The following is a 25757-nucleotide window of genomic DNA, read 5'->3' on the forward strand; positions in this document are numbered from 1 at the left end:
TAAGAGCGGAACCATAAGCCGCAGTTACCTGAATAACGGATATGCCCACGATCAAAAAGGCGCACAAACAAAAACGGCCTCCTGCTATATAAAAAGCAGAGGCCGTTCCCGGTACAACTCAACACGCTACAGCAAGACAGATCTTACTTGCGGTCTTCCAGCTTGGTGATGTCACGCGACTCGTAGCCGGTGTACAACTGGCGCGGACGGCCGATCTTGTACGGGCTGGAGAGCATTTCCTTCCAGTGGGAGATCCAGCCGACGGTCCGCGCCAGGGCGAAGATCACGGTGAACATACTGGTTGGAATGCCGATCGCCTTGAGGATGATCCCCGAGTAGAAGTCGACGTTCGGGTACAGCGAGCGCTCGATGAAGTACGGGTCGGTCAGGGCGATCTCTTCCAGGCGCATGGCCAGTTCGAGTTGCGGATCGTTCTGGATGCCCAGTTCCTTCAACACTTCGTCGCAGGTCTGCTTCATTACCGTGGCGCGCGGGTCGCGGTTTTTGTAAACGCGGTGACCGAAGCCCATCAGTTTGAACGGATCGTTCTTGTCCTTGGCCTTGGCGATGAACTTGTCGATGTTCGAAACATCGCCGATTTCATCGAGCATGGTCAGTACGGCTTCGTTGGCACCGCCATGGGCAGGGCCCCACAGTGCAGCGATGCCGGCGGCGATACAGGCGAACGGGTTGGCACCCGAAGAACCGGCCAGGCGTACGGTGGAGGTCGAAGCGTTCTGCTCGTGGTCGGCATGGAGGATGAAGATCCGGTCCATGGCCTTGGCGAGTACCGGGCTGATCGGTTTGATCTCGCACGGGGTGTTGAACATCATGTGCAGGAAGTTTTCCGCGTACGACAGGTCGTTGCGCGGGTACATCATGGGTTGGCCCATGGAGTACTTGTAAACCATCGCGGCCAGGGTCGGCATCTTGGCAACCAGGCGGATCGCGGAGATTTCGCGATGCTGCGGGTTATTGATGTCCAGGGAGTCGTGGTAGAACGCCGAGAGAGCGCCGACTACGCCGCACATGACGGCCATCGGGTGGGCGTCGCGACGGAAGCCGTTGAAGAAGGTCTTCAGCTGCTCGTGAACCATGGTGTGGTTCTTCACGGTGCCGACGAACTGGGCCTTCTGTTCTGCGGTCGGCAGTTCGCCGTTGAGCAGCAGATAGCAGGTTTCCAGATAGTCCGACTTTTCAGCCAGCTGTTCGATCGGGTAGCCGCGGTGCAGCAGAATGCCGTTGTCGCCGTCGATATAGGTGATCTTCGACTCGCACGAGGCGGTCGACATGAAGCCTGGGTCAAAGGTGAAACGGCCCGTGGCCGTCAGGCCCCGAACATCGATAACATCGGGACCAACGGTGCCGGTTAAAATGGGCAGCTCGACGGGGGCTGCGCCCTCGATGATCAACTGCGCTTTTTTGTCAGCCATGTGGCCTCCTATTTATGCTTGAAATCATCAGACAGACCCCCCACGCAGGGCCCGCACCACTATAGTGAGATAAATTCGAATGTCAATTTGCCTAAAGTCTTGCTCCAGAAGGCTTTAACCGGACTTTTTTCTCGAAATTGGCTGCCATTTACGCCTTTTATGCCAGTTGCGCAATCAGCTGTTTGGGTTAGGTGTTTGCGTTGTCATTAGTAGCCTAACTGTCTATACTCGGCCACCGACCGCCAAGGGCTTTTGGGCTTGCTTTCATTGGGGGTCGCATCCCTGGGTGGTGGTTACCTGACCAGTGCACTCCCCAACAACTTTGCCCTGATTGTTAGGGGCTCTTCAGTGTGAAAAAAAAGCCGTGAAAAGCCAACGACCTGTAAACCTAGACCTAAGGACCATCAAACTCCCAGTCACTGCTTACACGTCCATCCTTCACCGAATTTCCGGTGTCATCCTCTTCGTGTGCCTTGCCATCATGCTTTACGCATTGGACAAGTCGCTGAGTTCCGAGGAAGGCTTCGGTCAGGTGAAAGCGTGTCTGACCAGTCCGCTAGCCAAGCTAGTGACATGGGGCATCCTGTCCGCTCTGCTTTATCACCTGGTAGCCGGTGTGCGCCATTTGATCATGGACATGGGCATCGGTGAGACGCTGGAAGGCGGCAAGCTGGGCTCGAAAATCGTTATCGCCGTTTCCGTGGTGGTAATCGTTCTGGCAGGAGTTTGGATATGGTAACTAACGTCACGAACCTGTCGCGTTCGGGCCTCTATGACTGGATGGCGCAACGTGTGTCTGCGGTCGTTCTCGCGGCTTACTTCATCTTCCTGATCGGATACATCGTGGCCAATCCTGGCCTCGAGTACGCCCAGTGGCATGAACTGTTCGCCCACAACGGAATGCGTATTTTCAGCCTCCTGGCCCTCGTTGCCCTCGGCGCTCACGCCTGGGTCGGCATGTGGACCATCGCGACCGACTACCTGACGCCAATGGCGTTCGGCAAGTCCGCGACCGCTATACGTTTCCTTTTCCAGGCGGTATGCGGCGTTGCGATGTTCGCTTACTTCGTCTGGGGCGTGCAGATTCTCTGGGGTATCTGAGTCATGGCTAACATTCCAACGATTTCTTTCGACGCCATCATTATTGGTGGTGGCGGTGCCGGCATGCGCGCAGCGCTGCAACTGGCACAGGGCGGTCACAAGACTGCCGTGATCACCAAGGTTTTCCCGACCCGTTCGCACACCGTATCCGCCCAGGGCGGCATCACCTGCGCGATCGCGTCCGCTGACCCGAACGATGACTGGCGCTGGCACATGTACGATACCGTCAAGGGTTCCGACTACATCGGTGACCAGGACGCTATCGAATACATGTGTCAGGAAGGCCCGGCTGCCGTTTACGAGCTGGACCACATGGGTATGCCATTCTCGCGTACCGAGCAAGGTCGTATCTACCAGCGTCCATTCGGTGGTCAGTCCAAGGACTATGGTAAAGGCGGCCAGGCTGCGCGTACTTGCGCTGCGTCCGACCGTACCGGTCACGCTCTGCTGCACACCCTTTATCAGGGCAACCTGAAAGCCGGTACCGTGTTCCTGAACGAGTACTACGCTGTCGATCTGGTGAAGAACGGCGAAGGCGAGTTCGTCGGCGTGATCGCCATCTGCATCGAAACCGGCGAAACCACCTACATCCGTGCCAAGGCCACTGTACTGGCTACCGGCGGTGCGGGTCGTATCTACGCATCGACCACCAACGCCCTGATCAACACCGGTGACGGCGTCGGCATGGCGCTGCGTGCCGGCGTGCCGGTGCAAGACATCGAAATGTGGCAGTTCCACCCGACCGGTATCGCCGGCGCCGGTGTGCTGGTTACAGAAGGTTGCCGTGGTGAAGGTGGATACCTGATCAACAAGCATGGCGAGCGTTTCATGGAGCGTTATGCTCCGAACGCCAAAGACCTTGCCGGTCGTGACGTTGTTGCCCGCTCGATGGTTAAGGAAATCATCGCCGGCAACGGTTGCGGTCCGAATGGCGACCACGTGATGCTCAAGCTCGACCACCTGGGCGAGGAAGTGCTGCACAGCCGCCTGCCAGGCATCTGCGAACTGTCGAAGACGTTTGCGCACGTTGACCCGGTTGTTGCTCCGGTTCCGGTTGTTCCGACTTGCCACTACATGATGGGCGGCGTTGCCACCAACATTCACGGTCAGGCGATCACCCAGGACGCTGATGGCGTCGATGCCATCATCCCGGGCCTGTTCGCAGTAGGCGAAGTGGCTTGCGTATCGGTTCACGGTGCCAACCGTCTGGGCGGCAACTCGCTGCTCGACCTGGTGGTATTCGGCCGCGCTGCCGGCTTGCACCTGGAAAAGGCACTGACCGACGGCATCGAATACGACGACGCTACCGAAGCCGATATCGAAGCTGCCCTGTCGCGCCTGAACGCTCTGAACAATCGTACCGAAGGCGAAGACGTGGCTACCCTGCGTCGCGAGCTGCAAAACTGCATGCAGAACTACTTCGGTGTATTCCGTACCGGCGAATACATGCAGAAGGGTATTGCCCAGCTGGCTGACCTGCGCAAGCGCATCGCCAACGTGAAGATCAACGATAAGTCGCAGGCGTTCAACACTGCGCGTATCGAAGCTCTGGAACTGCAGAATCTGCTGGAAGTGGCCGAAGCCACCGCCATCGCTGCAGAAGTACGTAAAGAGTCCCGTGGTGCTCACGCCCGTGAAGACTTCGAAGATCGTGACGACGAAAACTGGCTGTGCCACACCCTGTACTTCCCGGGTGACAAGCGCGTGACCAAGCGTGCCGTGAACTTCTCGCCGAAGACTGTTCCGACTTTTGAACCTAAGATTCGGACTTATTAAGGGTGGCCGCCATGTTGCAAGTCAGCGTTTATCGTTACAACCCTGATCAGGACGCCGCGCCGTTCATGCAGGAATTCCAGGTCGATACCGGTGGTAAAGACCTGATGGTGCTGGACGTGCTGGCCCTGATCAAAGAGCAGGACGAGGGTTTCTCCTATCGTCGCTCTTGCCGTGAAGGTGTTTGCGGTTCCGACGGCATGAACATCAACGGCAAAAACGGCCTGGCGTGCATCACGCCGCTGTCTGCTGTCGTAAAAGGTAACAAGTTGATCGTTCGTCCTCTGCCAGGTTTGCCGGTTATCCGTGACCTGGTCGTCGATATGAGCATCTTCTACAAGCAATACGAAAAGGTTAAGCCATACCTGCAGAACGACACGCCGGCTCCGGCCATCGAGCGTCTGCAGTCCCCTGAAGAGCGTGAAAAGCTGGACGGTCTGTACGAGTGCATCCTGTGCGCCTGCTGCTCGACCTCTTGCCCGTCCTTCTGGTGGAACCCGGACAAGTTCCTGGGTCCGGCTGCCCTGCTGCAAGCGTACCGCTTCCTGGCAGACAGCCGTGACACCAAGACGTCCGAGCGTCTGGCTTCGCTGGATGACCCGTTCAGCGTATTCCGCTGCCGCGGGATCATGAACTGCGTCAGCGTATGTCCGAAAGGCCTGAACCCGACTAAGGCCATCGGTCACATCCGTAACATGCTGCTTTCCAGCGGCGTGTGATTCAGCTGCTGTACCCGCTGTACCCGTAGATGCTACGGCGCAGGCTTCAACCGGCGCCGTAGTTTTAACCTGAGCAGCAGCTTAAAAGGCTGCGGCTCTTATTTTGAAGAAATGAGACAAGCAGGGGCATCCGGGCTGGTACCCGGACTATCAGTGTGATCCTAGTGGCTTGTTTTGGTCGCTGCATTCGGACTTCTGCAAGTTTGCTCGGTGTCGACACCGATGGTGTTCCCCTAACCGAGGGTGACCAAGCATGCAAGAAAGCGTGATGCAGCGCATGTGGAACAGTGCCTACCTATCCGGTAGTAACGCTGCCTATGTGGAAGAGCTTTACGAGCTCTACCTGCACGACCCTAACGCTGTGCCAGAAGAGTGGCGCACCTACTTCCAGAAGTTGCCTGCTGACGGCAACTCTGCCACCGATGTTTCGCACTCCACAATTCGCGATCATTTCGTCTTGCTGGCAAAGAACCAGCGCCGCGCCCAACCGGTTTCCGCCGGCAGCGTGAGCAGTGAGCACGAGAAGAAGCAAGTTGAAGTGCTGCGATTGATCCAGGCCTACCGTATGCGTGGCCACCAGGCAGCCCAGCTTGACCCGCTGGGGCTGTGGCAGCGTCCTGCACCTGCAGACCTGTCGATCAATCATTACGGCTTGACCAATGCCGATCTTGATACGACCTTCCGTGCCGGCGACCTGTTCATCGGCAAAGAGGAAGCGAGCCTACGCGAAATTCACGAAGCGTTGCAGCAGACATATTGCCGCACCATCGGCGCTGAGTTCACGCACATCACCGATTCCGAGCAGCGCCAGTGGTTCCAGCAGCGACTGGAAAGCGTGCGCGGTCGTCCGACGTACTCCGCCGACATCAAGAGCCACTTGCTTGAGCGCGTGACCGCCGGCGAAGGCCTGGAAAAATACCTGGGCACCAAATACCCGGGTACCAAGCGTTTCGGTCTGGAAGGCGGCGAAAGCCTGATTCCGATGCTCGACGAGCTGATCCAGCGTTCCGGTTCCTATGGCACCAAGGAAATCGTCATCGGCATGGCCCACCGTGGCCGTCTGAACGTGCTGGTCAACACCTTCGGCAAGAACCCGCGCGAGCTGTTCGACGAGTTTGAAGGCAAGAAGAAGGTCGAGCTGGGTTCCGGTGACGTGAAATACCACCAGGGCTTCTCGTCCAACGTGATGACTTCCGGCGGTGAAGTTCACCTGGCCATGGCGTTCAACCCGTCCCACCTGGAAATCGTTTCCCCGGTGGTCGAGGGTTCGGTTCGCGCCCGTCAGGACCGTCGTAACGATCAGACCGGTGAGAAGGTTCTGCCGATCTCCATCCACGGTGACGCTGCGTTCGCAGGTCAGGGCGTGGTCATGGAAACCTTCCAGATGTCGCAGACCCGCGGTTTCAAGACCGGCGGTACCGTGCACATCGTGATCAACAACCAGGTCGGTTTCACCATCAGCAACCCGCTGGACTCGCGCTCCACCGAGTACGCGACCGACGTTGCGAAAATGATCCAGGCGCCGATCCTCCATGTGAATGGTGATGATCCGGAAGCCGTATTGTTCGTGACCCAGCTGGCCATCGACTACCGCATGCAGTTCAAGCGTGACGTGGTGATCGACCTGGTCTGCTACCGTCGTCGCGGCCACAACGAGGCCGACGAGCCAAGCGGCACCCAGCCACTGATGTATCAGCAGATCACCAAGCAGCGCACCACCCGTGAACTGTATGCCGATCGTCTGACCCAGGGCGGTGTGCTGGACGCAGAGCGTGTTCAGGCGAAAGTCGACGAATACCGCAACGCGCTGGACAACGGTCTGCACGTGGTGAAAAGCCTGGTCAAAGAGCCGAACAAAGAGTTGTTCGTGGACTGGCGTCCGTATCTGGGCCACGCCTGGACCGCGCGTCACGACACTCGCTTCGACCTCAAGACCTTGCAGGAACTGTCCGCCAAGCTGCTGGAAATTCCGGAAGGCTTCGTGGTTCAGCGCCAGGTTGCCAAGATCTACGAAGACCGCCAGAAGATGCAAGCCGGCGGCCTGCCGATCAACTGGGGTTACGCCGAAACCATGGCGTACGCGACCCTGGCGTTCGAAGGTCATCCGATTCGCATGACTGGCCAGGACATCGGCCGCGGTACGTTCTCGCACCGCCATGCTGTCCTGCACAACCAGAAGGACGCGGGCACCTACATCCCGCTGCAGAACCTGTACGACGGTCAGCCGCGTTTCGACCTGTACGACTCGTTCCTGTCCGAAGAAGCGGTACTGGCGTTCGAGTACGGTTACTCGACCACCACGCCGAACGCCCTGGTTATCTGGGAAGCCCAGTTCGGCGACTTCGCCAACGGCGCCCAGGTAGTTATCGACCAGTTCATCACCAGTGGCGAGCACAAGTGGGGCCGCCTGTGCGGTCTGACCATGCTGCTGCCGCACGGTTATGAAGGTCAGGGCCCGGAGCACTCCTCGGCTCGTCTGGAGCGTTACCTGCAATTGTGCGCCGAGCACAACATCCAGGTGTGCATGCCGACGACGCCGGCTCAGATCTACCACTTGCTGCGCCGTCAGGTGATTCGTCCGCTGCGCAAGCCACTGGTAGTCCTGACTCCGAAGTCGTTGCTGCGCCACAAGCTGGCCATCTCGACGCTGGAAGATCTGGCCGAAGGTTCGTTCCAGACCGTTATCCCGGAAATCGATGCCCAAGACCCGAAAAAGGTCGAGCGCGTTGTTCTGTGTAGCGGCAAGGTCTACTACGACCTGCTGGAAAAACGCCGTGCCGAAGGTCGTGACGACATCGCTGTCGTGCGTATCGAGCAGCTGTACCCATTCCCTGAGGACGACTTGAAAGAAGTCCTGGCGCCTTACACCAACGTCAAGCATGCCGTCTGGTGTCAGGAAGAGCCGATGAACCAGGGTGCGTGGTACTGCAGCCAACACCACATGCGTCGCAGCATCAGCAACCTCAACAAGTCTCTCGTACTCGAGTACGCGGGCCGTGAGGCTTCTGCTGCACCAGCATGCGGTTACGCATCGATGCACGCCGAACAGCAGGAAAAACTGCTGCAAGACGCCTTTACTGTTTAACGCCTTCGCGCACCTGAAACCGAATTTAAGGAACCACAGACAATGGCTATCGAGATCAAAGCCCCCACTTTCCCGGAATCGGTTGCCGATGGCACCGTTGCCACCTGGCACAAGCAACCGGGCGACGCGGTCAAGCGCGACGAGCTGATCGTCGACATCGAAACCGACAAAGTCGTGCTGGAAGTGCTGGCTACCGCTGACGGCGTGCTGGGCGCTATCGTCAAGAACGAAGGCGAAACCGTTCTGTCCGACGAAGTCCTGGGCTCCATCGTTGAAGGCGGCGCTGCTGCCGCTGCTCCAGCCGCTGCTGCTCCGGCCGCTGCTGCCGCTGCTCCAGCTGCCGGCGCTGACGAAGACGCTATCGCAGCTCCAGCTGCTCGCAAGCTGGCCGAAGAAAACGGCATCAACCTGGCTTCCGTCAAAGGCACCGGCAAAGATGGTCGTGTAACCAAGGAAGACGTGGTTGCCGCTGTCGAAGCCAAGAAAGCTGCTCCTGCTGCCGCACCTGCCAAGGCTGCTGCTCCGGCTGCCGCTGCTCCTGTGTTTGCCGCTGGCGATCGCATCGAGAAGCGCGTACCGATGACCCGCGTACGCGCCACCGTGGCCAAGCGTCTGGTTGAAGCTCAATCGAACATGGCGATGCTGACCACTTTCAACGAAGTCGACATGACCGAAGTCATGGCACTGCGTTCGAAGTACAAGGACCTGTTCGAGAAGTCCCACAACGGCGTGCGCCTGGGCTTCATGTCGTTCTTCGTGAAAGCGGCCACCGAAGCGCTGAAACGCTTCCCGGCTGTCAACGCGTCGATCGACGGCGGCGACATCGTTTACCACGGCTACGCTGACGTCGGCGTTGCAGTTTCCAGCGATCGCGGCCTGGTTGTGCCGGTCCTGCGTAACGCCGAACTGATGAGCCTGGCTGAAATCGAAGGCGGCATCGCCACCTTCGGCAAGAAAGCCCGCGACGGCAAACTGTCGATGGACGAAATGACCGGTGGTACTTTCACCATCACCAACGGTGGTACTTTCGGTTCGATGATGTCGACCCCGATCGTCAACCCGCCACAAGCAGCCATCCTGGGCATGCACAACATCATCCAGCGTCCGATGGCCATCAACGGTCAGGTCGTTATCCGTCCGATGATGTACCTGGCACTGTCCTACGATCACCGTCTGATCGATGGCAAAGAAGCTGTGACCTTCCTGGTGACCATCAAGAACCTGCTGGAAGATCCGGCTCGTCTGTTGCTGGATATCTAAAAAGCAGCTGCAAGCTGCAAGCTGCAAGCCTCAAGCTCAAAACGAGCGAGCGGCTTCAGGCTTGCAGCTTGCGGCTTGTAGCTTGTTGCTAAAAGGGAACCTTTTATGACTCAGAAATTTGACGTAGTAGTGATCGGCGCAGGCCCTGGCGGTTACGTGGCTGCCATCAAGGCCGCCCAGCTTGGTCTTTCGACGGCCTGCATCGAGAAGTACACCGACAAGGAAGGCAAACTGGCTCTGGGCGGTACTTGCCTGAACGTCGGCTGCATTCCATCCAAGGCCCTGCTGGACAGCTCGTGGAAATTCCACGAAGCCCAGGACGGTTTCGCGATCCACGGTATCAATCACGCTGGCGTGACCATGGACGTGCCAGCGATGGTCGGCCGTAAAGCCAACATCGTCAAAGGCCTGACCTCCGGCGTTGCGACGCTGTTCAAAGCCAACGGTGTGACCTCGATCCAGGGTCACGGCAAGCTGCTGGCCGGCAAGAAAGTCGAAGTCACCAAGCCGGATGGCTCGGTTGAAATCATCGAAGCCGAAAACGTCATCCTGGCTCCAGGTTCGCGTCCGATCGACATTCCGCCGGCTCCGGTTGACCAGAATGTGATCGTCGATTCGACTGGCGCCCTGGAATTCCAATCCGTGCCCAAGCGTCTGGGCGTGATCGGCGCTGGCGTGATCGGTCTGGAACTGGGCTCGGTCTGGTCGCGTCTGGGTGCGCAAGTGACTGTCCTGGAAGCCCTGGACACCTTCCTGATGGCAGCGGACACCGCTGTTTCCAAGGAAGCGCTGAAAACCCTGACCAAACAGGGTCTGGACATCAAGCTGGGCGCTCGCGTAACCGGTTCCAAAGTGAACGGCGACGAAGTCGTGGTGAACTACACCGATGCCAAGGGCGAACAGAACATCACTTTCGACAAGCTGATCGTAGCCGTTGGTCGCCGTCCGGTGACCACTGATCTGTTGGCTGCCGACTGCGGCGTGACCCTGGACGAGCGCGGTTTCGTGCACGTTGACGATCACTGCGCCACCACCGTACCGGGCGTCTACGCCATCGGCGACGTGGTTCGCGGCATGATGCTGGCGCACAAAGCCTCGGAAGAGGGCATCATGGTTGTCGAGCGCATCAAGGGCCACAAGGCCCAGATGAACTATGATCTGATCCCGTCGGTTATTTATACTCACCCGGAAATCGCATGGGTTGGTAAAACCGAGCAGGCCTTGAAAGCTGAAGGCGTTGAAGTTAACGTCGGTACCTTCCCGTTCGCAGCCTCTGGCCGTGCCATGGCTGCCAATGACACCGGTGGTTTCGTCAAGGTCATCGCAGATGCCAAGACAGACCGCGTATTGGGCGTCCACGTGATTGGCCCAAGCGCCGCGGAACTGGTTCAGCAGGGCGCGATCGGTATGGAATTCGGCACCAGCGCTGAAGACCTGGGCATGATGGTTTTCTCCCATCCGACCCTGTCTGAAGCCTTGCACGAAGCTGCTTTGGCTGTGAATGGCGGCGCCATCCACATCGCCAACCGCAAGAAGCGTTAAGACATAATAAGAAACCACGGCGGTTTGGCCCGTCGTGAGCCTTGCATGCAAGACTCACCGCGGAATATCCGCTGGACGCAGTCTTGCATAGCTGCACCGGGTATCCGGAAAGGCTATGCAAGCAGCAGTCACAGGTGGTGCGGCACTTGAATGAGTGCAGCACCGAATGCGCAGTACCTAACGAAGACGGTAATAAGCATGAATCTTCACGAGTATCAGGGTAAGCAGCTGTTCGCTGAATACGGCCTGCCAGTTTCCACCGGTTACGCGGTAGACACCCCGGAAGCAGCAGCAGAAGCTTGCGACAAAATCGGCGGCAGCGAGTGGGTTGTCAAAGCCCAGGTCCACGCCGGTGGTCGCGGTAAAGCGGGCGGCGTAAAGCTGGTTCGCAGCAAAGAAGACGCCAAAGCCTTCGCACAGCAGTGGCTGGGCAAGCGTCTGGTGACTTACCAGACTGACGCCAACGGTCAGCCAGTCACCAAGATCCTGGTTGAATCGTGCACTGATATCGCTAAAGAGCTGTACCTGGGCGCTGTCGTTGACCGTTCGAGCCGTCGTATCGTGTTCATGGCTTCCACCGAAGGTGGCGTGGACATCGAGAAAATCGCTCACGACACTCCAGAAAAAATTCTGAAGGCCACTATCGATCCACTGGTTGGCGCTCAGCCATTCCAGGGTCGCGAGCTGGCATTCCAGCTGGGTCTGGAAGGCAAGCAAGTTGCCCAGTTCGCCAAGATCTTCGTAGGTCTGGCCAAACTGTTCAAGGATCACGACCTGGCCCTGCTGGAAGTGAACCCGCTGGTGATCAAGGCTGACGGCGATCTGCATTGCCTCGATGCCAAGATCAACATCGACGCCAACGCCATGTACCGTCAGCCTAAGCTGAAGACTTTCCACGATCCGTCGCAGGACGATCCGCGCGAAGCGCACGCTGCCAAGTTCGAACTGAACTACGTAGCGCTGGAAGGCAACATCGGTTGCATGGTCAACGGTGCTGGCCTGGCCATGGGTACCATGGACATCGTCAACCTGCATGGCGGCAAACCAGCCAACTTCCTCGACGTGGGCGGCGGTGCTACCAAGGAACGCGTTACCGAAGCGTTCAAGATCATCCTGTCCGACACTAACGTCGCTGCAGTACTGGTCAACATCTTCGGCGGCATTGTTCGTTGCGACATGATTGCCGAAGGCATCATCGGCGCCGTGAAAGAAGTCGGCGTGAAAATCCCGGTTGTTGTTCGCCTTGAAGGCAACAACGCTGAGCTGGGCGCTAAAGTACTGGCAGAAAGCGGTTTGAACATCATCGCTGCTACCAGCCTGACCGACGCTGCTCAACAAGTTGTCAAAGCTGCGGAGGGCAAATAATGAGCGTCCTGATCAATAAAGACACCAAAGTTATCTGCCAGGGTATTACCGGTTCGCAAGGTAGTTTCCACACCCAGCAAGCCATCGAGTACGGCACCAAGATGGTCGGTGGTGTAACTCCAGGCAAAGGCGGCACCGAGCACCTGGGCCTGCCAGTGTTCAACACCGTGAAAGACGCTGTAGCTGCCACTGGCGCCACCGCCAGCGTGATCTACGTTCCGGCTCCTTTCTGCAAGGACTCGATCCTGGAAGCTGCCTTCGGCGGCATCAAGCTGATCGTGTGCATCACCGAAGGCATTCCTACCCTGGACATGCTGGACGCTAAAGTTAAGTGCGACGAGCTGGGCGTAGTCCTGATCGGCCCTAACTGCCCAGGCGTGATCACCCCAGGCGAATGCAAGATCGGCATCATGCCAGGTCACATTCACTTGCCAGGCAAGGTCGGTATCGTTTCCCGTTCCGGCACCCTGACCTACGAAGCTGTGAAGCAGACCACTGACGCCGGTTTCGGTCAGTCGACTTGCGTCGGCATCGGTGGTGACCCGATCCCGGGTTCGAACTTCATCGACATCCTGAAGCTGTTCCAGGAAGACCCGAAGACCGAAGCGATCGTGATGATCGGTGAGATCGGCGGTTCGGCTGAAGAAGAAGCGGCTGCCTACATCAAGGCACACGTGACCAAGCCGGTTGTTTCCTACATCGCTGGTGTGACTGCTCCTCCGGGCAAGCGCATGGGCCATGCTGGCGCAATCATCTCTGGCGGCAAAGGCACTGCGGACGAGAAATTCGCTGCTCTGCAAGACGCAGGCGTTAAAACCGTGCGTTCGCTGGCAGACATCGGCAAGGCCCTGGCCGAGCTGACCGGTTGGGCTGTCAAGTAAGCTTCGTGCTTGACTGACGCTTCACCAAACAAAGGCCACCTTCGGGTGGCCTTTGTCGTTTCCGGCATTTGTGTTGGCTCTGCCGGCCCCTTCGTCGGAACGCCGCCCGGGGCAAGCCCGCTCCCACAGGTTTTGCGGGGTAGTCCAAATCGTATGAACGCAACAAATCCTTGTGGGAGCGGGCTTGCCCCGGGCGGCGTTCCGACGAAGGCGGACTTACAGACACCAACCATTTATATGCATAAACGCGACACGAAAATGTCGTAGATCGGATAGTTCGCCCTCTAACAGTGCGTTTATCGGCCAAATTCGTTAGTCTACGCACCATTTTTGCGTCTGCGGCCCACAAGGCGGCAACGCGCTAAAAGGGTCGGTCTTATACGGACTGACAGCATTTCCCTCACCCATAGGGAAATCCCTCTCTAAATTCCGATTCAGTAGTGTGGTATTTCCTTAATGAAAGTGTTGAAAGGCCAGGACATCCTGGCACTTGGTTTTATGACGTTTGCCCTGTTCGTCGGGGCCGGCAACATCATCTTCCCGCCTATCGTCGGTTTGCAGTCCGGGCCCAATGTCTGGATGGCGGCGCTGGGTTTTCTGGTCACGGCGGTGGGTCTGCCGGTGATCACCGTTGTGGCGCTGGCCAAGGTTGGCGGCGCCATGGACGCGCTGAGCAGCCCGATCGGTAAAGTGGCCGGTGGCCTGCTGGCAGCGGCTTGCTACCTCGCTGTCGGCCCGCTGTTCGCGACGCCACGTACCGCGACGGTATCCTTCGAAGTGGGCCTGGCGCCCCTGACCGGCGAAAGCCCGTTGGCGCTGTTCCTGTACAGCTCGGTGTACTTTCTGCTGGTGTTCTTCATCTCGCTCTATCCGGGCCGTTTGCTGGATACCGTAGGGCGCTTCCTCGCGCCGCTGAAGATCATCGCCCTGGCCGTGCTGGGCATTGCAGCGTTTGCCTTGCCGGCCGGTGACATTGGCCAGGCAACCCCTGAATACGTGGCAGCGCCGTTTTCCCAAGGCTTCATCAATGGTTACCTGACCATGGATACCCTGGGCGCCCTGGTGTTCGGCATCGTCATCGTCAATGCCATCCGTTCCCGCGGCGTCGAGTCGCCGGCACTGATCACCCGCTACGCGATCATCGCCGGCCTGATTGCCGGCGTGGGCCTGGCGCTGGTGTATGTCAGCCTGTTCCGTCTCGGTTCGGGCAGCCATGAAGTAGCCGCTGGCGCAACCAATGGCGCGGCGGTATTGCACGCTTACGTGCAGCACACCTTCGGTTCGCTGGGCAGCGGTTTCCTTGCCGTGTTGATCTCCCTGGCGTGCCTGGTGACAGCGGTCGGCTTGACCTGCGCCTGCGCCGAGTACTTCAGCCGTGTGATGCCGTTGTCCTACAAGACACTGGTGATCATCCTGGCGGCGTTCTCGCTGCTGGTGTCCAACCTGGGCCTGACCAAGCTGATTGCGTTCTCGATCCCGGTGCTCACCGCGATTTACCCGCCGTGCATCGTTCTGGTGGCGTTGAGCTTCTGCAAGGACTTTTGGCATGAGCAGGGTCGTATCCTCGGCCCGGTGATGCTGGTGTCGTTCATCTTCGGTCTGATTGACGCCCTCAAGGGTGCAGGCCTGGCGGACTGGATGCCGACGCAAATGGCCCACCTGCCGCTGAGCGAGCAGGGCCTGGCCTGGCTGGTGCCATCGGTGATAACACTGGTGGTCGCGGTGGTTTGCGATCGCCTGCTGGGCAAGCGGGCCGAAGCCTTGGCTTAAGTCGCTTCACGACCTGCCACAAGCGGGTCTTGAGCAAAAACAGAAATGCCCCGTATCAATCGATATGGGGCATTTTTTATGGGGCAGATGCAGTGTCTTTTTTCTTGGGCTAACGTCGAAGCACTGCAAATCCTGATGTGGGAGCGGGCTTGCTCGCGAAGGCTGTGGGTCAGTCAACATCAATGTTGGATGATAAGCCGCCTTCGCGAGCAAGCCCGCTCCCACAGGGATTCGGTACTCCTCTTGCACACTACAAGGACCTGCATGTCGTTCATCCAAGCCAACCTGATCCACATTCTTGCCGCCGTCTGGTTCGTTATCTGCTGGGGCGGGTACACCCGCTATGCCACATGGAAAGGCCGTGACACCGCTTGCCTGGCCAGTGTGCTGCACTTGTATCGTGAGGACTGGATGCGCCGCATGCTGCTGCGCGACAACCGCATCGCCGATGCCAGCGTGATCGGCAATCTGGAGCGCAATGCGTCGTTCTTCGCCTCCAGTACGCTGATTATCCTGGCCGGTATTCTCACGGTGCTGGGGGCTTCGGAGCGGGCGGTATCCTTGCTGGCGGATATCCCGATGGTGCAACAGGCGTCCCAGGGCATGTCGGAAATCAAGTTGTTGTGCCTGGCGCTGGTGTTTGTCTATGCGTTCTTCACGTTCAGCTGGTGCATGCGCCAATACAACTTTGCAGCGGTACTGGTGGGCTCGGCGCCGATGGTCGGCGAGCGTCATGTGTCGGAGCAGGAGCGCAAGGCGTTCGCTCTACGTGCCGCCCGCGTCATTTCCATGGCCGCCAACCAGTTCAACTTCGGGCTGCGTTCCTACTACTTCGGCATGACCATGCTGGCCTGGTTCGTCAGTCCCTGGTTGTTCATGTTGATGAGTGCCGGCGTGGTGTTCGTGTTGTATCGTCGCGAGTTTCATTCCGACGTTCTTGACGTGATGGTCTATACCCCTACAGAGGCGCCATTGGCCGAGGTGAGTAAAGAGGCAGCTTGATCGGGCGCCCGCGCGCTGGCTATCCAGTGTCTTAATGGAAGATCTGGCTCGGCAGCGCAGTCTGGTTTGGCTGGTGGGATTAATCTGTTCGCTGTTGTTGATGATTAGTCCGACTTTTCGAACGAAATTGCTCTAGCCACTTTTTTCAAGGCAAAAGAAAACCCGCACTTGGCGGGTTTTCTTTTGCCACTCTAAAAACCGTATTAGTTCTTAGGTGCTTCCGGTGCGGCCGGAGTGGCTGGAGCAGCCTCTTTTGCCGCTTCTGCGTTCGATTCAGCCTGATCTTTGGCGGCTTCGGCGTTTTCTTTCGCCGCGTCGTTCACTTTATCCTGAGCTTCGTTCATTTTTTGCTGGGCTTGCTCAGCATTTTGGTTAGCATCTTGAGCTTTGTCCTCGGATTTTTTATCGCAGGCAGCGAGACCGAGGGAAGCGGTCAACATCAAGGCAATAGCTAAAGTCTTACGCATGGGGTGTTTCTCCTGATGAAAAGCATCTACTGGCATTAAGAGCCCACACATCAGGGTTAAGTTCCTTAATTCTTTCAGATATATAAGTTTGTTCTAGTGCGGAACTTTTACCCGGACCACCACCGCACTGTACGGACATAAACAAGAGCTTTTATCAAATGGCTGAAAACCCCGTTTTTGAGCGTGCGAAGCGCTTTCTGTCGGCGCTGCGACATTGCCAGGTACTTGGACTAAGCGTTCACAGTGCCAACAATGAAGGGCTGACGATTGTGTTGCCGTACAGCCTGCAGATCGTCGGCAATCCCCAAACCGGTGTGATTCATGGCGGAGCGCTGACCTCGCTGATGGACACGGCCTGCGGCATGGCGACCCTCTGCGTGCTCCCGGAGTTCGAAGTCTGCCCGACCCTCGACCTGCGCATCGACTACATGCACGCCGCCGAGCCGCATAAGGATGTCTACGGCTTTGCCCAGTGCTATCGGGTCACCACTGACGTGATTTTTGCCCGTGGCTTCGCCTATCAGGATGACCCCGGGCAACCCATTGCCCATGTGATGGGTACTTTCATGCGCATGGGCAAGAACATCAAAGGCACCAAGGGCTTTGGTGGCGCGGTTGCCGGAGGTGCGCAATGAGCGAGTCGCTGAAGGATCAATTGCAAAAGGCTCATGAGCAGGGCGATTACGCCGCGCTGCTGGATTTGATTCCCTATGCCCGGCTGATCGGCGTCGAATGTTCACGGGTGGGAGATGAGTTGCTGTTCAAGCTGCCAGCGAACAAGGACAACATCGGGAACCCGTTGTTGCCGGCGATTCATGGCGGTGTGATCGCCGGCTTCATGGAGTTGGCCGCAGCGTTGCACCTGTTGGTGTTCACCGGGTCGCCCGGGGTGCCGAAGATCATCGACTTCTCCCTGGATTACCTGCGTGCCGGTCAGTTTCGCGATACCTGGGCCCGATGCCAGGTCTGGCGCCAGGGGCGCCGGGTCGCCAATGTGGCGATTACCGCATGGCAAAGCACCGAAGCCGAACCCATTGCCACGGCCCGTGCACATTTCAAACTCGAAGAGCCCTTGAAATCCTGAACTCAGCCCCCAACTCAGATGACAACCCGCCGTCGACCCTCAAGGTCGCGGCTTATGCCATCTGATTGGAGTTTGATGACCATGAGTGTGGAAACTCAAAAGGAAACCCTGGGCTTCCAGACCGAGGTGAAGCAGCTGCTGCATCTCATGATCCATTCGCTGTATTCCAACAAGGAAATTTTCCTTCGCGAATTGATCTCGAACGCCTCTGACGCTGTCGACAAATTACGTTTCGAAGCCCTGGCCAAGCCAGAGCTGCTGGAAGGTGGCGCCGAACTGAAAATCCGCGTGAGCTTCGACAAGGACGCTAAAACCGTCACCCTCGAAGACAACGGTATCGGCATGAGCCGCGAAGACGCGATCACCCACCTGGGTACCATCGCCAAGTCCGGCACCGCCGATTTCATGAAGCACCTGACCGGCGACCAGAAGAAAGACTCGCACCTGATCGGCCAGTTCGGTGTCGGTTTCTACTCCGCATTCATCGTCGCTGACAAAGTCGATGTGTTCAGTCGTCGTGCCGGCAGCGCTGCCAGCGAAGGCGTGCACTGGTCGTCCAAGGGCGAAGGTGACTTCGAAGTTGCGACCATCGACAAGGCCGAACGCGGCACTCGCATCGTCCTGCATCTGAAATCCGGTGAAGACGAGTTCGCCGATGGCTGGCGCCTGCGCAACATCATCAAGAAGTACTCCGACCACATCGCCTTGCCGATCGAGCTGCCGATAGAAGTGGCCGCTGCCGAAGGTGAAGAGAAGCCGGCCGTTGAGTGGGAAACCGTCAACCGCGCCAGCGCGCTGTGGACCCGTCCCCGTACCGAGATCAAGGACGAGGAATACCAGGAGTTCTACAAGCACATCGCTCACGATTTCGAGAACCCGCTGAGCTGGAGCCACAACAAGGTCGAAGGCAAGCTCGAATACAGCTCGCTGCTGTACGTGCCGACCCGTGCGCCGTTCGACCTGTACCAGCGTGAAGCGCCGAAAGGCCTGAAGCTGTACGTGCAGCGCGTGTTCGTCATGGATCAGGCCGAGTCCTTCCTGCCGCTGTACCTGCGCTTCATCAAAGGCGTGGTTGATTCCAACGACCTGTCGCTGAACGTGTCGCGGGAAATCCTGCAGAAAGACCCGATCATCGACTCGATGAAGTCGGCGCTGACCAAGCGCGTCCTGGACATGCTGGAAAAACTGGCGAAGAACGAGCCTGAGCAATACAAGGGTTTCTGGAAAAACTTCGGTCAGGTCATGAAAGAAGGCCCGGCGGAAGATTTCGCCAACAAGGAAAAAATCGCCGGCCTGCTGCGTTTCGCATCGACCCACGGCGACGATGGCGAGCAGGTTGTTGGCCTGGCCGAGTACCTGGCGCGCGCCAAGGAAGGTCAGGACAAGATCTACTACCTGACCGGCGAAACCTACGCCCAGGTCAAGAACAGCCCGCACCTGGAAGTCTTCCGCAAGAAAGGCATCGAAGTGCTGCTGCTGACCGACCGCATCGACGAGTGGCTGATGAGCTACCTCAGCGATTTCGACGGCAAGAGCTTCGTCGACGTGGCGCGCGGTGACCTGGACCTGGGCAACCTGGACTCGGAAGAGGACAAGAAGGCCGCGCAAGAAGTCGCCAAAGCCAAAGAAGGTCTGGTCGAGCGTCTGAAGACCGCCCTGGGCGATTCCGTTGCGCAAGTGCGGGTGTCTCATCGCCTGACCGACTCCCCGGCGATCCTGGCCATCGGCGAGCAGGACCTGGGCTTGCAGATGCGCCAGATCCTGGAAGCCAGCGGCCAGAAGGTTCCGGATTCGAAGCCGATTTTCGAATTCAACCCGGCTCACCCGCTGATCGAGAAGCTCGACAACGAGCAGAGCGACGAGCGCTTCGGCGACCTGTCGCATATCCTCTTCGATCAGGCGGCCCTGGCGGCCGGTGACAGCTTGAAAGACCCGGCGGCCTATGTGCGCCGTCTGAACAAGCTGCTGGTCGAGCTATCGGCTTAACCGTGTTGCAGAAAAACCCGCTTCGGCGGGTTTTTTCATTCTGGTGTTCAACAATCAGGAGTCAGAAATGAGCCAAATCACTGTACGTTCCGTTGCCTATCAGATTGATGGACGAGATTACGAAAGCCGTCTGGCCTTCGATGCCGACCATAAAGGCCCGCGCCCGGGTCTGTTGATGGCACCGAACTGGATGGGCGTTAGCGCCGGTGCAGAGGAGATCGCCCGGTCGGTGGCCTCCAAGGGGTATGTGGTGCTGATCGCAGACCTTTACGGTCAATCGGTGCGTCCGACGAACAATGACGAGGCCGGCGCGGCCATGATGCCGTTGAAAAATGACCGCCCATTGCTGCGCAAACGCATGCAGGCGGCGTTCGAGCGGTTGCAAAGCCAGGGTGAAGTGGCTGTCGACACTTCGAAACTGGCCACATTCGGTTTTTGCTTCGGCGGTTGCTGCGCCTTGGAGTTTGCCCGTACCGGCGCGCCGGTGAAGGCCGCGGTGTCGTTCCACGGTACGCTGGACACACCGAATCCGGCTGATGCAAAAAACATCAAGGGTAAGGTCCTGGTGCTGCATGGCGCTTCCGATCCATTGGTGCCGAAGGAGCAGTTGCCGGCATTCGAAGATGAAATGAATGCGGCGGGTGTGGATTGGCAGTTGCTGAGCTACGGCGGTGCGTTCCACTCGTTCACCGACCCGCACGCCAATGTGCCGGGCATGATGATGTATGACGCGAAGGTCGCTGCCCGCGCTTTCACGTCGATGCATAACTTGCTGGATGAAGTGTTCAAGGGCTGACCATGATTTGGTTGGTGTGAGTGCCGACCCCTTCGCGGGCAAGCCCGCTCCCACATTTGGTCGCGTTCCAATGTGGGAGCGGGCTTGCTCGCGAAGACGGCTCCACGGGCAACTAAAATCTCAGGGCAATTCGATCCTCTCAACTTCCCCCGGCACCGTCGGCCAGTCGCCGGCCGCCCAACGCCGGCGTGCTTCATCAATCGCCGCCGGATCGCTTGCGACAAAATTCCAGTTGATCCGCCGTGGCCCGTCCAGCGGAGCACCGCCGAACAACACGGCGTGACTGTCGCTTTCAGCAAACAGTGTCATCTCTTCCCCGGCAGGCAGTACCACCAGCGAGTACGGCTCTATCGGCTCGCCATCCAGCTGGACCTCGCCGCTCAACACATACAGTGCACGTTCTTCATGCTCGGTGGGGATGAGCAATGTCGTTGCCGTTTGCAGGTGCAGTTCCGCGTACAACGTAGGAGAAAGCACCGGCACGGGGGATTCCAGGCAAAAGCCTGACCCGGCAATCATGCGAATCTTCACCCCCAGGTTTTCGCTGACCGGCAATGTGGACGCCGGATGGTGACTGTAATGCCCCGGGCCTTGTTCTTTGTCCTTGGGCGAAGCCAGCCAGATCTGCAAGCCGTGCATCGTGAAGCCGGTGTTTTTCAGGGGCTCAGGCGTGCGTTCGACGTGGGCGATGGCACTGCCGGCCGTCATCCAGCTGACGTCGCCAGTCCCGACCACTTGATCGGAACCGAGGCTGTCCTTGTGCTGGATCTGCCCCTGGAACAAGTAGGTGAGGGTGGACAGGCCGATGTGCGGATGCTGGCGGATGTTCATGCCTTTGCCCGGTGGATAACGGGTTTCCAGCATATGGTCGAAAAACACGAATGGCCCGACGCTGCGGCACTTGGCCGATGGCAGTGGGCGGAGAATCGGCTGGCCTTCGACATCTTCGGCGCGGGGGCGGATCACGAGCGGAGTGTTCATGGTGCGTTCCAGGCTGAGCGGGTAATGCGTTCGAGCATAACCCGCTTGCGCAACGCTTGCCGCTATTGACTGAACGCGCCTTCGGACAAATGCGTTTCGATGCTGACTTCAGACGTGGTCATCAGCTTGTGGATCGGGCAGCGATCGGCCACGCGGTGCAATTCATCGCGCTGGGCGTCGGTGAGTACGCCCTTGAGGGTCAGTTTGACGTGCAGCGCGTACTGGCCCTTCTGTTCCAGGCTGTTGTCGCGCTTGACCTCGACGCCGACACCGGTCAGCGGGATGTCCTTCTTCCTGGCATACAGCTTCAAGGTCAAGGCTTTGCAGGCACCCAGCGCGGCATCGAAATAATCGTGCGGCTCCGGCGCCGAGCCCTCTCCGCCAGCCGTGACGGGCACGTCGGCGAAAAGTTCATGGTCATCGATCTGGACGCTGTGGCGAAAGCCTTCGGCAGAAACGGTGTTGACAGTAACGGTCATGGGAAACCTCGCGGGCGACAGGAAATCTCATTCGATCAAAAAAGACCTTGAAGGTATAGAGCCATCGCGCTTGTCGGCGTTCCAATTTTCGAACTCACAAAAAAGCCCCGCAATGGCGGGGCTTCATGGTATCGATCCGGATCAGTTGCCTTTGACTGGTTTGCCGTTGACCGTGCCGTCCAGGAGCATGATGTTGTATTCCTTGCCGTCGGTTTCGACTTGTTGCAGGCGGACCAGCAGGTAATCCCAATCCTTGGCGAACCACATCACGGTGATGCGTTTGTTTTGTGTCGGGTCGCGTACACGTTCAACCTTGATCGCATCGATCTTGCCGGCCTTGGTGTCGACCTTTTCAGCGCCCAGCACGCGGAAGTCATAGGTATCGACTTCACCGCCGTCGACCACCTGATAACTCATGCTTTTTTTGCCGGCGGCGACGTCGTGCTGCAGGGCCAATTGGTAGCTGGATTTGTCGAGCATGCCACGGTTCAACGGAACCTTGACCGCGTCGCCGCGATCGGTACCGGTGACCATCTTGGTATTCCAGTCGAAATCCAGATCCGCTTTCTTGGCCTTGCCCAAGCCGCCACGTTCAAAGTGGTAGGACTCTGGAAGAAGCGTGTCCTTGTCCATGGTCAGGGTGCTTTCCTCGGACAGGCTGGCGATCATCATCGATGCCTTGAAACTCAGTTTCCATTTGCCATCGCTGGTTTTTTCGAGGTTGCGCTCGGCAGTGCCGCTCATGGGCAACTGCTTCCAGTCGGCGGTGTAGCTGGCGGAGAAAGGTTGAAGGTCTGCCGCCTGGGCGAAGGGCAAGGCGAGCAGAGCGCAAGCGAAGAGCAGGGCGCGACGCATAAAATCTCCTAGTTTCGAATCAAGTGGCCGCTGGCCGCGAGTAACTGTCCATCCAGTAAAGCACCTTGCTCGCCGAGGGCCAGACGACCTTCGGCAAACCAGCGTACGGCCATCGGGTAGATCAGGTGTTCCTGAACATGGACCCGCTGCGCCAGACTCTGTGGCGAATCCTGTAACTCTACCGGTATTACAGCCTGTACGACCAGTGGTCCGCCATCGAGTTCCTCGGTGACGAAGTGTACGGAGCAGCCGTGCTCGGTGTCGCCGGCCTCCAGCGCGCGCTCATGAGTGTGTAACCCTTTGTATTTGGGTAGCAGCGAGGGGTGGATATTGAGCAGGCGACCCTGGTAGTGGCGTACGAAACCGGCGCTGAGAATGCGCATGAATCCGGCCAGTACCACGAGTTTGGGATTGAAGGCGTCGATCAGTTCGATCAGCGCGGCGTCGAAGGCCTCGCGACCTTCGAAAGCCTTGTGATCCAGGGCGCGGGTGTCGATACCCGCGTCCCTGGCGCGCTGCAGGCCGTAGGCGTCGGCGCGGTTGGAGATCACCGCAGCGATGCGGACCGGGCTGTTGCCGGTCCGCGTGCTGTCGATCAGGGCCTGCAAGTTACTGCCGGTGCCGGACAACAGCACCACCACATCACAGGTCTGGGACATCCGCTCTTGCATCAGTGTGCCTTGAGGTTCTTCAGTTCAACCTGAGCCGCGCCTTCGGCAGCGGTGGAGATCTGGCCGATGACCCAAGGCTGCTCGCCCGCTTCGCGCAGAACGTTGAGAGCCGCTTCAACGTGCTCTTGAGCGACGCAGATGACCATGCCCACGCCGCAGTTCAGCACGCGGTGCATTTCGTTCTCGTCAACGTTGCCTTTCTCTTGCAGCCAGTCGAACACGGCCGGGCGATTCCAGCTTGCCACGTCAACCACGGCTTGTGCGCCTTTTGGCAGGACGCGCGGGATGTTGTCCAGCAGACCGCCACCGGTGATGTGGGCCATGGCTTTGACCGCGCCGGTTTCCTTGATCAGCTTGAGCAGCGGCTTCACGTAGATGCGGGTCGGGGCCATCAACAGGTCGGTCAGCGGCTTGCCGTCGAGCTGGGTATTCTCGATGTCGGCGCCGGACACTTCGATGATCTTGCGGATCAGCGAGTAACCGTTGGAGTGCGGACCGGAAGACGGCAGGGCGAGCAGGGCATCGCCGGCAGCGACCTTGGAGCCGTCGATGATTTCTGATTTTTCCACGACGCCGACGCAGAAACCGGCCAGGTCGTAGTCTTCGCCTTCGTACATGCCCGGCATTTCAGCGGTTTCACCGCCAACCAGCGAGCAGCCCGACAGTTCGCAGCCAGCGCCGATGCCGGTCACAACCTGGGCGGCGGTGTCGACGTTCAGTTTGCCGGTGGCGTAGTAGTCGAGGAAGAACAGCGGCTCGGCGCCGCACACCACCAGGTCGTTGACGCACATGGCAACCAGGTCGATGCCGATGCTGTCGTGCTTGTTCAGGTTCAGGGCCAGGCGCAGCTTGGTGCCGACGCCGTCGGTACCGGAAACCAGCACAGGCTGCTTGTAGCCGGCCGGGATTTCGCAGAGGGCGCCGAAACCGCCCAGGCCGCCCATGACTTCCGGGCGCGCAGTGCGCTTGGCGACGCTCTTGATGCGTTCGACCAATGCTTCACCGGCGTCGATGTCTACACCGGCGTCCTTGTAGCTCAGGGAGGGTTGCTTGCTCATGATCCAGGCCTTTAGGGGGGGGATTTCTGGGTAACGACCGAGTCCATCGGGACCGCCGAAACAGGCGAAGGCGAGGGCCATGCGCGAATTTCAGGGTTCCCGGCTGTTGCCGGTCTGCGAAGGCGCGCGATTTTATCAGGCTTGAGCCGCAGCGGCCATCCTCAGGCCGACAGCAGGGCCATATCCGTTAAAAAAAACCGTTGATGCGCGGTGTCGGTGGCATCCTGCATGGCTGTATAAGGTGTCGCCATTAACCGTCTATCGTTATGACAGTGCGAAAACTTACCCGGAACGTGTGAATGTTTTACGTCGGGCAACGGTCACAGTCTTGCTCGATCGTCTTCATGCGGTCTGTTCCAGCCGCTCTTGTCGTCAGGAATCTTCCATGCGTTTTTGTAAATTCTTGCTTGTGAGTTGTTTGTCAGTGGTCAGCCTGGTCAGTCAAGCCGAAACCGTCAAAGGCCTTTACCAGGTGCGCGAGCCGGTCAATGGCCAGTCGCCGGAGGAGCGCGACCAGGCGACACAGCGTGCGTTGGACACACTGGTGTTGCGTCTGACCGGCGACCCCAAGGCCGCTCAAAGTCCGGGGCTGGCGGCGATTCGCAAAGACCCGCAACAGATCATCAGCCAATACGGCTTTGAGGCCGGGCCGCCGGAAGTCTTGAAAGTCGACTTCGATCCGGGTACTACCGAGCAGGCCTTGCGCCGCGCCGGCCTGGCCATGTGGGGGGGCAATCGACCGTCGATCCTCGGCTGGTGGTTGAATGATTCCACCGAGGGTTCAAGCCTGGTGGGCGACGGCCAGGCCAGCGCGGCACCGCTGCGTCGGGCTGCCCAGCACCGTGGTTTGCCATTGCGCTTGCCGTTGGCGGACTTGAATGAGCAGATCGTTGCGACCGCGCCGAATCTGGAGGGCGCAGATCCCGCGCCTTTGCAAGCGGCATCGGAACGCTACAACGCCGACGCCCTGCTCGCGGTACACGCCAAGGAGGAGGGCGGGCAGTGGCAAGCCAAGTGGCAATTGTGGCTGGGGGACAAAAAAGAGGCGGGCAGCGTGCAAGGCGCCGATCAGGCCGCCGTGGCCGATGCGGTGATGCTGGCGGTCAACGAGCGCCTGGCGCCGCGGTTTGTCGCAAAACCCGGTGCTTCGAGCGAGCAATTGCTGGAAGTGCAAGGCATGAATCTTGAGCACTACGCGTCGCTCGGGCGTTTGCTGGAGCCGTTTGGCGGGCGAGTGCAAAGTGTCGAGGGCGACCGGATTCTCTATCGGGTCAATGGCAGCGCCGAACAACTGCGTGCGCAACTGTCGCTGGCGAGGTTGCAGGAAGCGCCGGCGGGTCAGGCCCCGGCCCCGGTAGCGCCCGTTCAGCCGGCCACCGGCAGCCCGATACCCGCCGCCGCGCCGGCCCCGATCCCGCAACTGCGTTTTCGCTGGTAGTTTTTCTTTCT

General features: G+C 58.8%; 23 protein-coding genes and 1 pseudogene. 17 read left to right on the forward strand and 7 right to left on the reverse strand.

What is annotated here, in order from left to right; genetic code table 11:
* Positions 1-143 precede the first annotated feature (143 nt).
* Entirely contained in the window at positions 144-1433 is a 1290-nt protein-coding gene (gltA, locus tag PMI34_RS15355) for a citrate synthase (protein WP_007959044.1), read from the reverse strand.
* A gap of 364 nt (positions 1434-1797) precedes the next feature.
* On the opposite strand from gltA, the gene sdhC reads away from it, so the two are divergent.
* The 12 genes and pseudogenes from sdhC to PMI34_RS28565 form a co-directional block, all read left to right on the forward strand.
* A complete protein-coding gene (gene sdhC / locus PMI34_RS0127260; protein ID WP_032829628.1) occupies positions 1798-2172 on the forward strand; it encodes a succinate dehydrogenase, cytochrome b556 subunit in 375 nt (124 codons plus the stop codon).
* Positions 2166-2534 carry a succinate dehydrogenase, hydrophobic membrane anchor protein gene (sdhD, locus tag PMI34_RS15350; RefSeq protein WP_008049683.1) on the forward strand — a complete coding sequence of 123 codons (369 nt, stop codon included), beginning with the start codon at positions 2166-2168 and terminating at the stop codon, positions 2532-2534. Before sdhC ends, sdhD begins: the two co-directional genes overlap by 7 nt.
* A gap of 3 nt (positions 2535-2537) precedes the next feature.
* Positions 2538-4310, forward strand: coding sequence for a succinate dehydrogenase flavoprotein subunit (gene sdhA, locus PMI34_RS15345; RefSeq protein WP_008049684.1), 1773 nt, complete (start codon positions 2538-2540; stop codon positions 4308-4310).
* 11 nt (positions 4311-4321) lie between these two features.
* Positions 4322-5026 carry a succinate dehydrogenase iron-sulfur subunit gene (locus PMI34_RS15340; protein ID WP_007998071.1) on the forward strand — a complete coding sequence of 235 codons (705 nt, stop codon included), beginning with the start codon at positions 4322-4324 and terminating at the stop codon, positions 5024-5026.
* Between the two features lie 253 nt (positions 5027-5279).
* A complete protein-coding gene (locus PMI34_RS15335; protein WP_008049686.1) occupies positions 5280-8111 on the forward strand; it encodes a 2-oxoglutarate dehydrogenase E1 component in 2832 nt (943 codons plus the stop codon).
* A gap of 42 nt (positions 8112-8153) precedes the next feature.
* Entirely contained in the window at positions 8154-9371 is a 1218-nt protein-coding gene (gene odhB / locus PMI34_RS15330; protein WP_008049688.1) for a 2-oxoglutarate dehydrogenase complex dihydrolipoyllysine-residue succinyltransferase, read from the forward strand.
* A gap of 105 nt (positions 9372-9476) precedes the next feature.
* On the forward strand, positions 9477-10913 hold the full coding sequence (lpdA, locus tag PMI34_RS15325; protein WP_008049689.1) for a dihydrolipoyl dehydrogenase: 1437 nt from the start codon (positions 9477-9479) through the stop codon (positions 10911-10913).
* Positions 10914-11111: 198 nt separating this feature from the next.
* Positions 11112-12278 carry an ADP-forming succinate--CoA ligase subunit beta gene (gene sucC, locus PMI34_RS15320; protein ID WP_007919879.1) on the forward strand — a complete coding sequence of 389 codons (1167 nt, stop codon included), beginning with the start codon at positions 11112-11114 and terminating at the stop codon, positions 12276-12278.
* Positions 12278-13159 (forward strand): succinate--CoA ligase subunit alpha, encoded by an 882-nt coding sequence (gene sucD, locus PMI34_RS15315; protein WP_007919877.1) that lies wholly within the window; start codon positions 12278-12280, stop codon positions 13157-13159. The genes sucC and sucD overlap by 1 nt, the downstream gene beginning before the upstream one ends.
* 456 nt (positions 13160-13615) lie before the next feature.
* A complete protein-coding gene (brnQ, locus tag PMI34_RS15310) occupies positions 13616-14929 on the forward strand; it encodes a branched-chain amino acid transport system II carrier protein (protein WP_008049691.1) in 1314 nt (437 codons plus the stop codon).
* Positions 14930-15193: 264 nt separating this feature from the next.
* Positions 15194-15931, forward strand: a complete 738-nt coding sequence (locus tag PMI34_RS15305; RefSeq protein WP_008049692.1) for a DUF599 domain-containing protein — start codon at positions 15194-15196, stop codon at positions 15929-15931.
* Positions 15932-15971: 40 nt separating this feature from the next.
* A pseudogene (locus PMI34_RS28565) lies at positions 15972-16067 on the forward strand (MAPEG family protein); the annotation flags it as partial.
* Positions 16068-16134: 67 nt separating this feature from the next.
* Here the strand turns inward: PMI34_RS28565 and PMI34_RS15300 are convergent.
* The gene (locus tag PMI34_RS15300; protein WP_008049694.1) at positions 16135-16398 is read right to left on the reverse strand and encodes a hypothetical protein; all 264 of its coding nucleotides are present in this window, start codon (positions 16396-16398) and stop codon (positions 16135-16137) included.
* Positions 16399-16556: 158 nt separating this feature from the next.
* Here PMI34_RS15300 and PMI34_RS15295 point away from each other — a divergent pair, with 158 nt between their 5' ends.
* From PMI34_RS15295 to PMI34_RS15280, 4 genes are all read left to right on the forward strand, one after another.
* Positions 16557-17033, forward strand: coding sequence for a PaaI family thioesterase (locus tag PMI34_RS15295; protein WP_008049696.1), 477 nt, complete (start codon positions 16557-16559; stop codon positions 17031-17033).
* The gene (locus PMI34_RS15290) at positions 17030-17482 is read left to right on the forward strand and encodes a PaaI family thioesterase (RefSeq protein WP_008049698.1); all 453 of its coding nucleotides are present in this window, start codon (positions 17030-17032) and stop codon (positions 17480-17482) included. Before PMI34_RS15295 ends, PMI34_RS15290 begins: the two co-directional genes overlap by 4 nt.
* 81 nt (positions 17483-17563) lie before the next feature.
* Positions 17564-19468, forward strand: coding sequence for a molecular chaperone HtpG (htpG, locus tag PMI34_RS15285; RefSeq protein ID WP_008049700.1), 1905 nt, complete (start codon positions 17564-17566; stop codon positions 19466-19468).
* A 67-nt stretch (positions 19469-19535) separates the two neighbouring features.
* On the forward strand, positions 19536-20264 hold the full coding sequence (locus PMI34_RS15280) for a dienelactone hydrolase family protein (RefSeq protein WP_008049701.1): 729 nt from the start codon (positions 19536-19538) through the stop codon (positions 20262-20264).
* Between the two features lie 120 nt (positions 20265-20384).
* Here PMI34_RS15280 and PMI34_RS15275 read toward each other — a convergent pair whose 3' ends face one another.
* From PMI34_RS15275 to purM, 5 genes are all read right to left on the reverse strand, one after another.
* The gene (locus PMI34_RS15275; RefSeq protein ID WP_008049703.1) at positions 20385-21245 is read right to left on the reverse strand and encodes a pirin family protein; all 861 of its coding nucleotides are present in this window, start codon (positions 21243-21245) and stop codon (positions 20385-20387) included.
* Positions 21246-21307: 62 nt separating this feature from the next.
* Positions 21308-21724 carry an OsmC family protein gene (locus tag PMI34_RS15270; RefSeq protein WP_008049704.1) on the reverse strand — a complete coding sequence of 139 codons (417 nt, stop codon included), beginning with the start codon at positions 21722-21724 and terminating at the stop codon, positions 21308-21310.
* Positions 21725-21865: 141 nt separating this feature from the next.
* Positions 21866-22579, reverse strand: a complete 714-nt coding sequence (locus PMI34_RS15265; protein ID WP_008049705.1) for a DUF3108 domain-containing protein — start codon at positions 22577-22579, stop codon at positions 21866-21868.
* An 8-nt stretch (positions 22580-22587) separates the two neighbouring features.
* Entirely contained in the window at positions 22588-23238 is a 651-nt protein-coding gene (gene purN / locus PMI34_RS15260) for a phosphoribosylglycinamide formyltransferase (RefSeq protein ID WP_032829640.1), read from the reverse strand.
* A gap of 11 nt (positions 23239-23249) precedes the next feature.
* Positions 23250-24308 carry a phosphoribosylformylglycinamidine cyclo-ligase gene (gene purM, locus PMI34_RS15255; RefSeq protein ID WP_008049708.1) on the reverse strand — a complete coding sequence of 353 codons (1059 nt, stop codon included), beginning with the start codon at positions 24306-24308 and terminating at the stop codon, positions 23250-23252.
* 385 nt (positions 24309-24693) lie between these two features.
* On the opposite strand from purM, the gene PMI34_RS15250 reads away from it, so the two are divergent.
* Positions 24694-25746 (forward strand): DUF2066 domain-containing protein, encoded by a 1053-nt coding sequence (locus tag PMI34_RS15250; protein WP_008049710.1) that lies wholly within the window; start codon positions 24694-24696, stop codon positions 25744-25746.
* The last annotated feature ends 11 nt before the right edge of the window (positions 25747-25757 follow it).

The sequence above is a fragment of the Pseudomonas sp. GM74 genome (genome assembly GCF_000282455.1).
Classification (GTDB): Bacteria; Pseudomonadota; Gammaproteobacteria; order Pseudomonadales; family Pseudomonadaceae; genus Aquipseudomonas.

What these genes read in the sequence shown, in the direction of transcription:
- PMI34_RS15305 (WP_008049692.1), top strand. Translation starts at nt 15,194, where the DNA reads ATGTCGTTCATCCAAGCCAACCTGATCCACATTCTTGCCGCCGTCTGG.
- odhB (WP_008049688.1), top strand. Translation starts at nt 8,154, where the DNA reads ATGGCTATCGAGATCAAAGCCCCCACTTTCCCGGAATCGGTTGCCGAT.
- sdhA (WP_008049684.1), top strand. Translation starts at nt 2,538, where the DNA reads ATGGCTAACATTCCAACGATTTCTTTCGACGCCATCATTATTGGTGGT.
- brnQ (WP_008049691.1), top strand. Translation starts at nt 13,616, where the DNA reads ATGAAAGTGTTGAAAGGCCAGGACATCCTGGCACTTGGTTTTATGACG.
- PMI34_RS15300 (WP_008049694.1), bottom strand. Translation starts at nt 16,398, where the DNA reads ATGCGTAAGACTTTAGCTATTGCCTTGATGTTGACCGCTTCCCTCGGT.
- PMI34_RS15275 (WP_008049703.1), bottom strand. Translation starts at nt 21,245, where the DNA reads ATGAACACTCCGCTCGTGATCCGCCCCCGCGCCGAAGATGTCGAAGGC.
- PMI34_RS15295 (WP_008049696.1), top strand. Translation starts at nt 16,557, where the DNA reads ATGGCTGAAAACCCCGTTTTTGAGCGTGCGAAGCGCTTTCTGTCGGCG.
- lpdA (WP_008049689.1), top strand. Translation starts at nt 9,477, where the DNA reads ATGACTCAGAAATTTGACGTAGTAGTGATCGGCGCAGGCCCTGGCGGT.
- purM (WP_008049708.1), bottom strand. Translation starts at nt 24,308, where the DNA reads ATGAGCAAGCAACCCTCCCTGAGCTACAAGGACGCCGGTGTAGACATC.
- sucD (WP_007919877.1), top strand. Translation starts at nt 12,278, where the DNA reads ATGAGCGTCCTGATCAATAAAGACACCAAAGTTATCTGCCAGGGTATT.
- PMI34_RS15290 (WP_008049698.1), top strand. Translation starts at nt 17,030, where the DNA reads ATGAGCGAGTCGCTGAAGGATCAATTGCAAAAGGCTCATGAGCAGGGC.
- PMI34_RS15270 (WP_008049704.1), bottom strand. Translation starts at nt 21,724, where the DNA reads ATGACCGTTACTGTCAACACCGTTTCTGCCGAAGGCTTTCGCCACAGC.
- htpG (WP_008049700.1), top strand. Translation starts at nt 17,564, where the DNA reads ATGAGTGTGGAAACTCAAAAGGAAACCCTGGGCTTCCAGACCGAGGTG.
- PMI34_RS15265 (WP_008049705.1), bottom strand. Translation starts at nt 22,579, where the DNA reads ATGCGTCGCGCCCTGCTCTTCGCTTGCGCTCTGCTCGCCTTGCCCTTC.
- gltA (WP_007959044.1), bottom strand. Translation starts at nt 1,433, where the DNA reads ATGGCTGACAAAAAAGCGCAGTTGATCATCGAGGGCGCAGCCCCCGTC.
- purN (WP_032829640.1), bottom strand. Translation starts at nt 23,238, where the DNA reads ATGTCCCAGACCTGTGATGTGGTGGTGCTGTTGTCCGGCACCGGCAGT.
- PMI34_RS15335 (WP_008049686.1), top strand. Translation starts at nt 5,280, where the DNA reads ATGCAAGAAAGCGTGATGCAGCGCATGTGGAACAGTGCCTACCTATCC.
- sdhD (WP_008049683.1), top strand. Translation starts at nt 2,166, where the DNA reads ATGGTAACTAACGTCACGAACCTGTCGCGTTCGGGCCTCTATGACTGG.
- PMI34_RS15280 (WP_008049701.1), top strand. Translation starts at nt 19,536, where the DNA reads ATGAGCCAAATCACTGTACGTTCCGTTGCCTATCAGATTGATGGACGA.
- PMI34_RS15340 (WP_007998071.1), top strand. Translation starts at nt 4,322, where the DNA reads ATGTTGCAAGTCAGCGTTTATCGTTACAACCCTGATCAGGACGCCGCG.
- PMI34_RS15250 (WP_008049710.1), top strand. Translation starts at nt 24,694, where the DNA reads ATGCGTTTTTGTAAATTCTTGCTTGTGAGTTGTTTGTCAGTGGTCAGC.
- sucC (WP_007919879.1), top strand. Translation starts at nt 11,112, where the DNA reads ATGAATCTTCACGAGTATCAGGGTAAGCAGCTGTTCGCTGAATACGGC.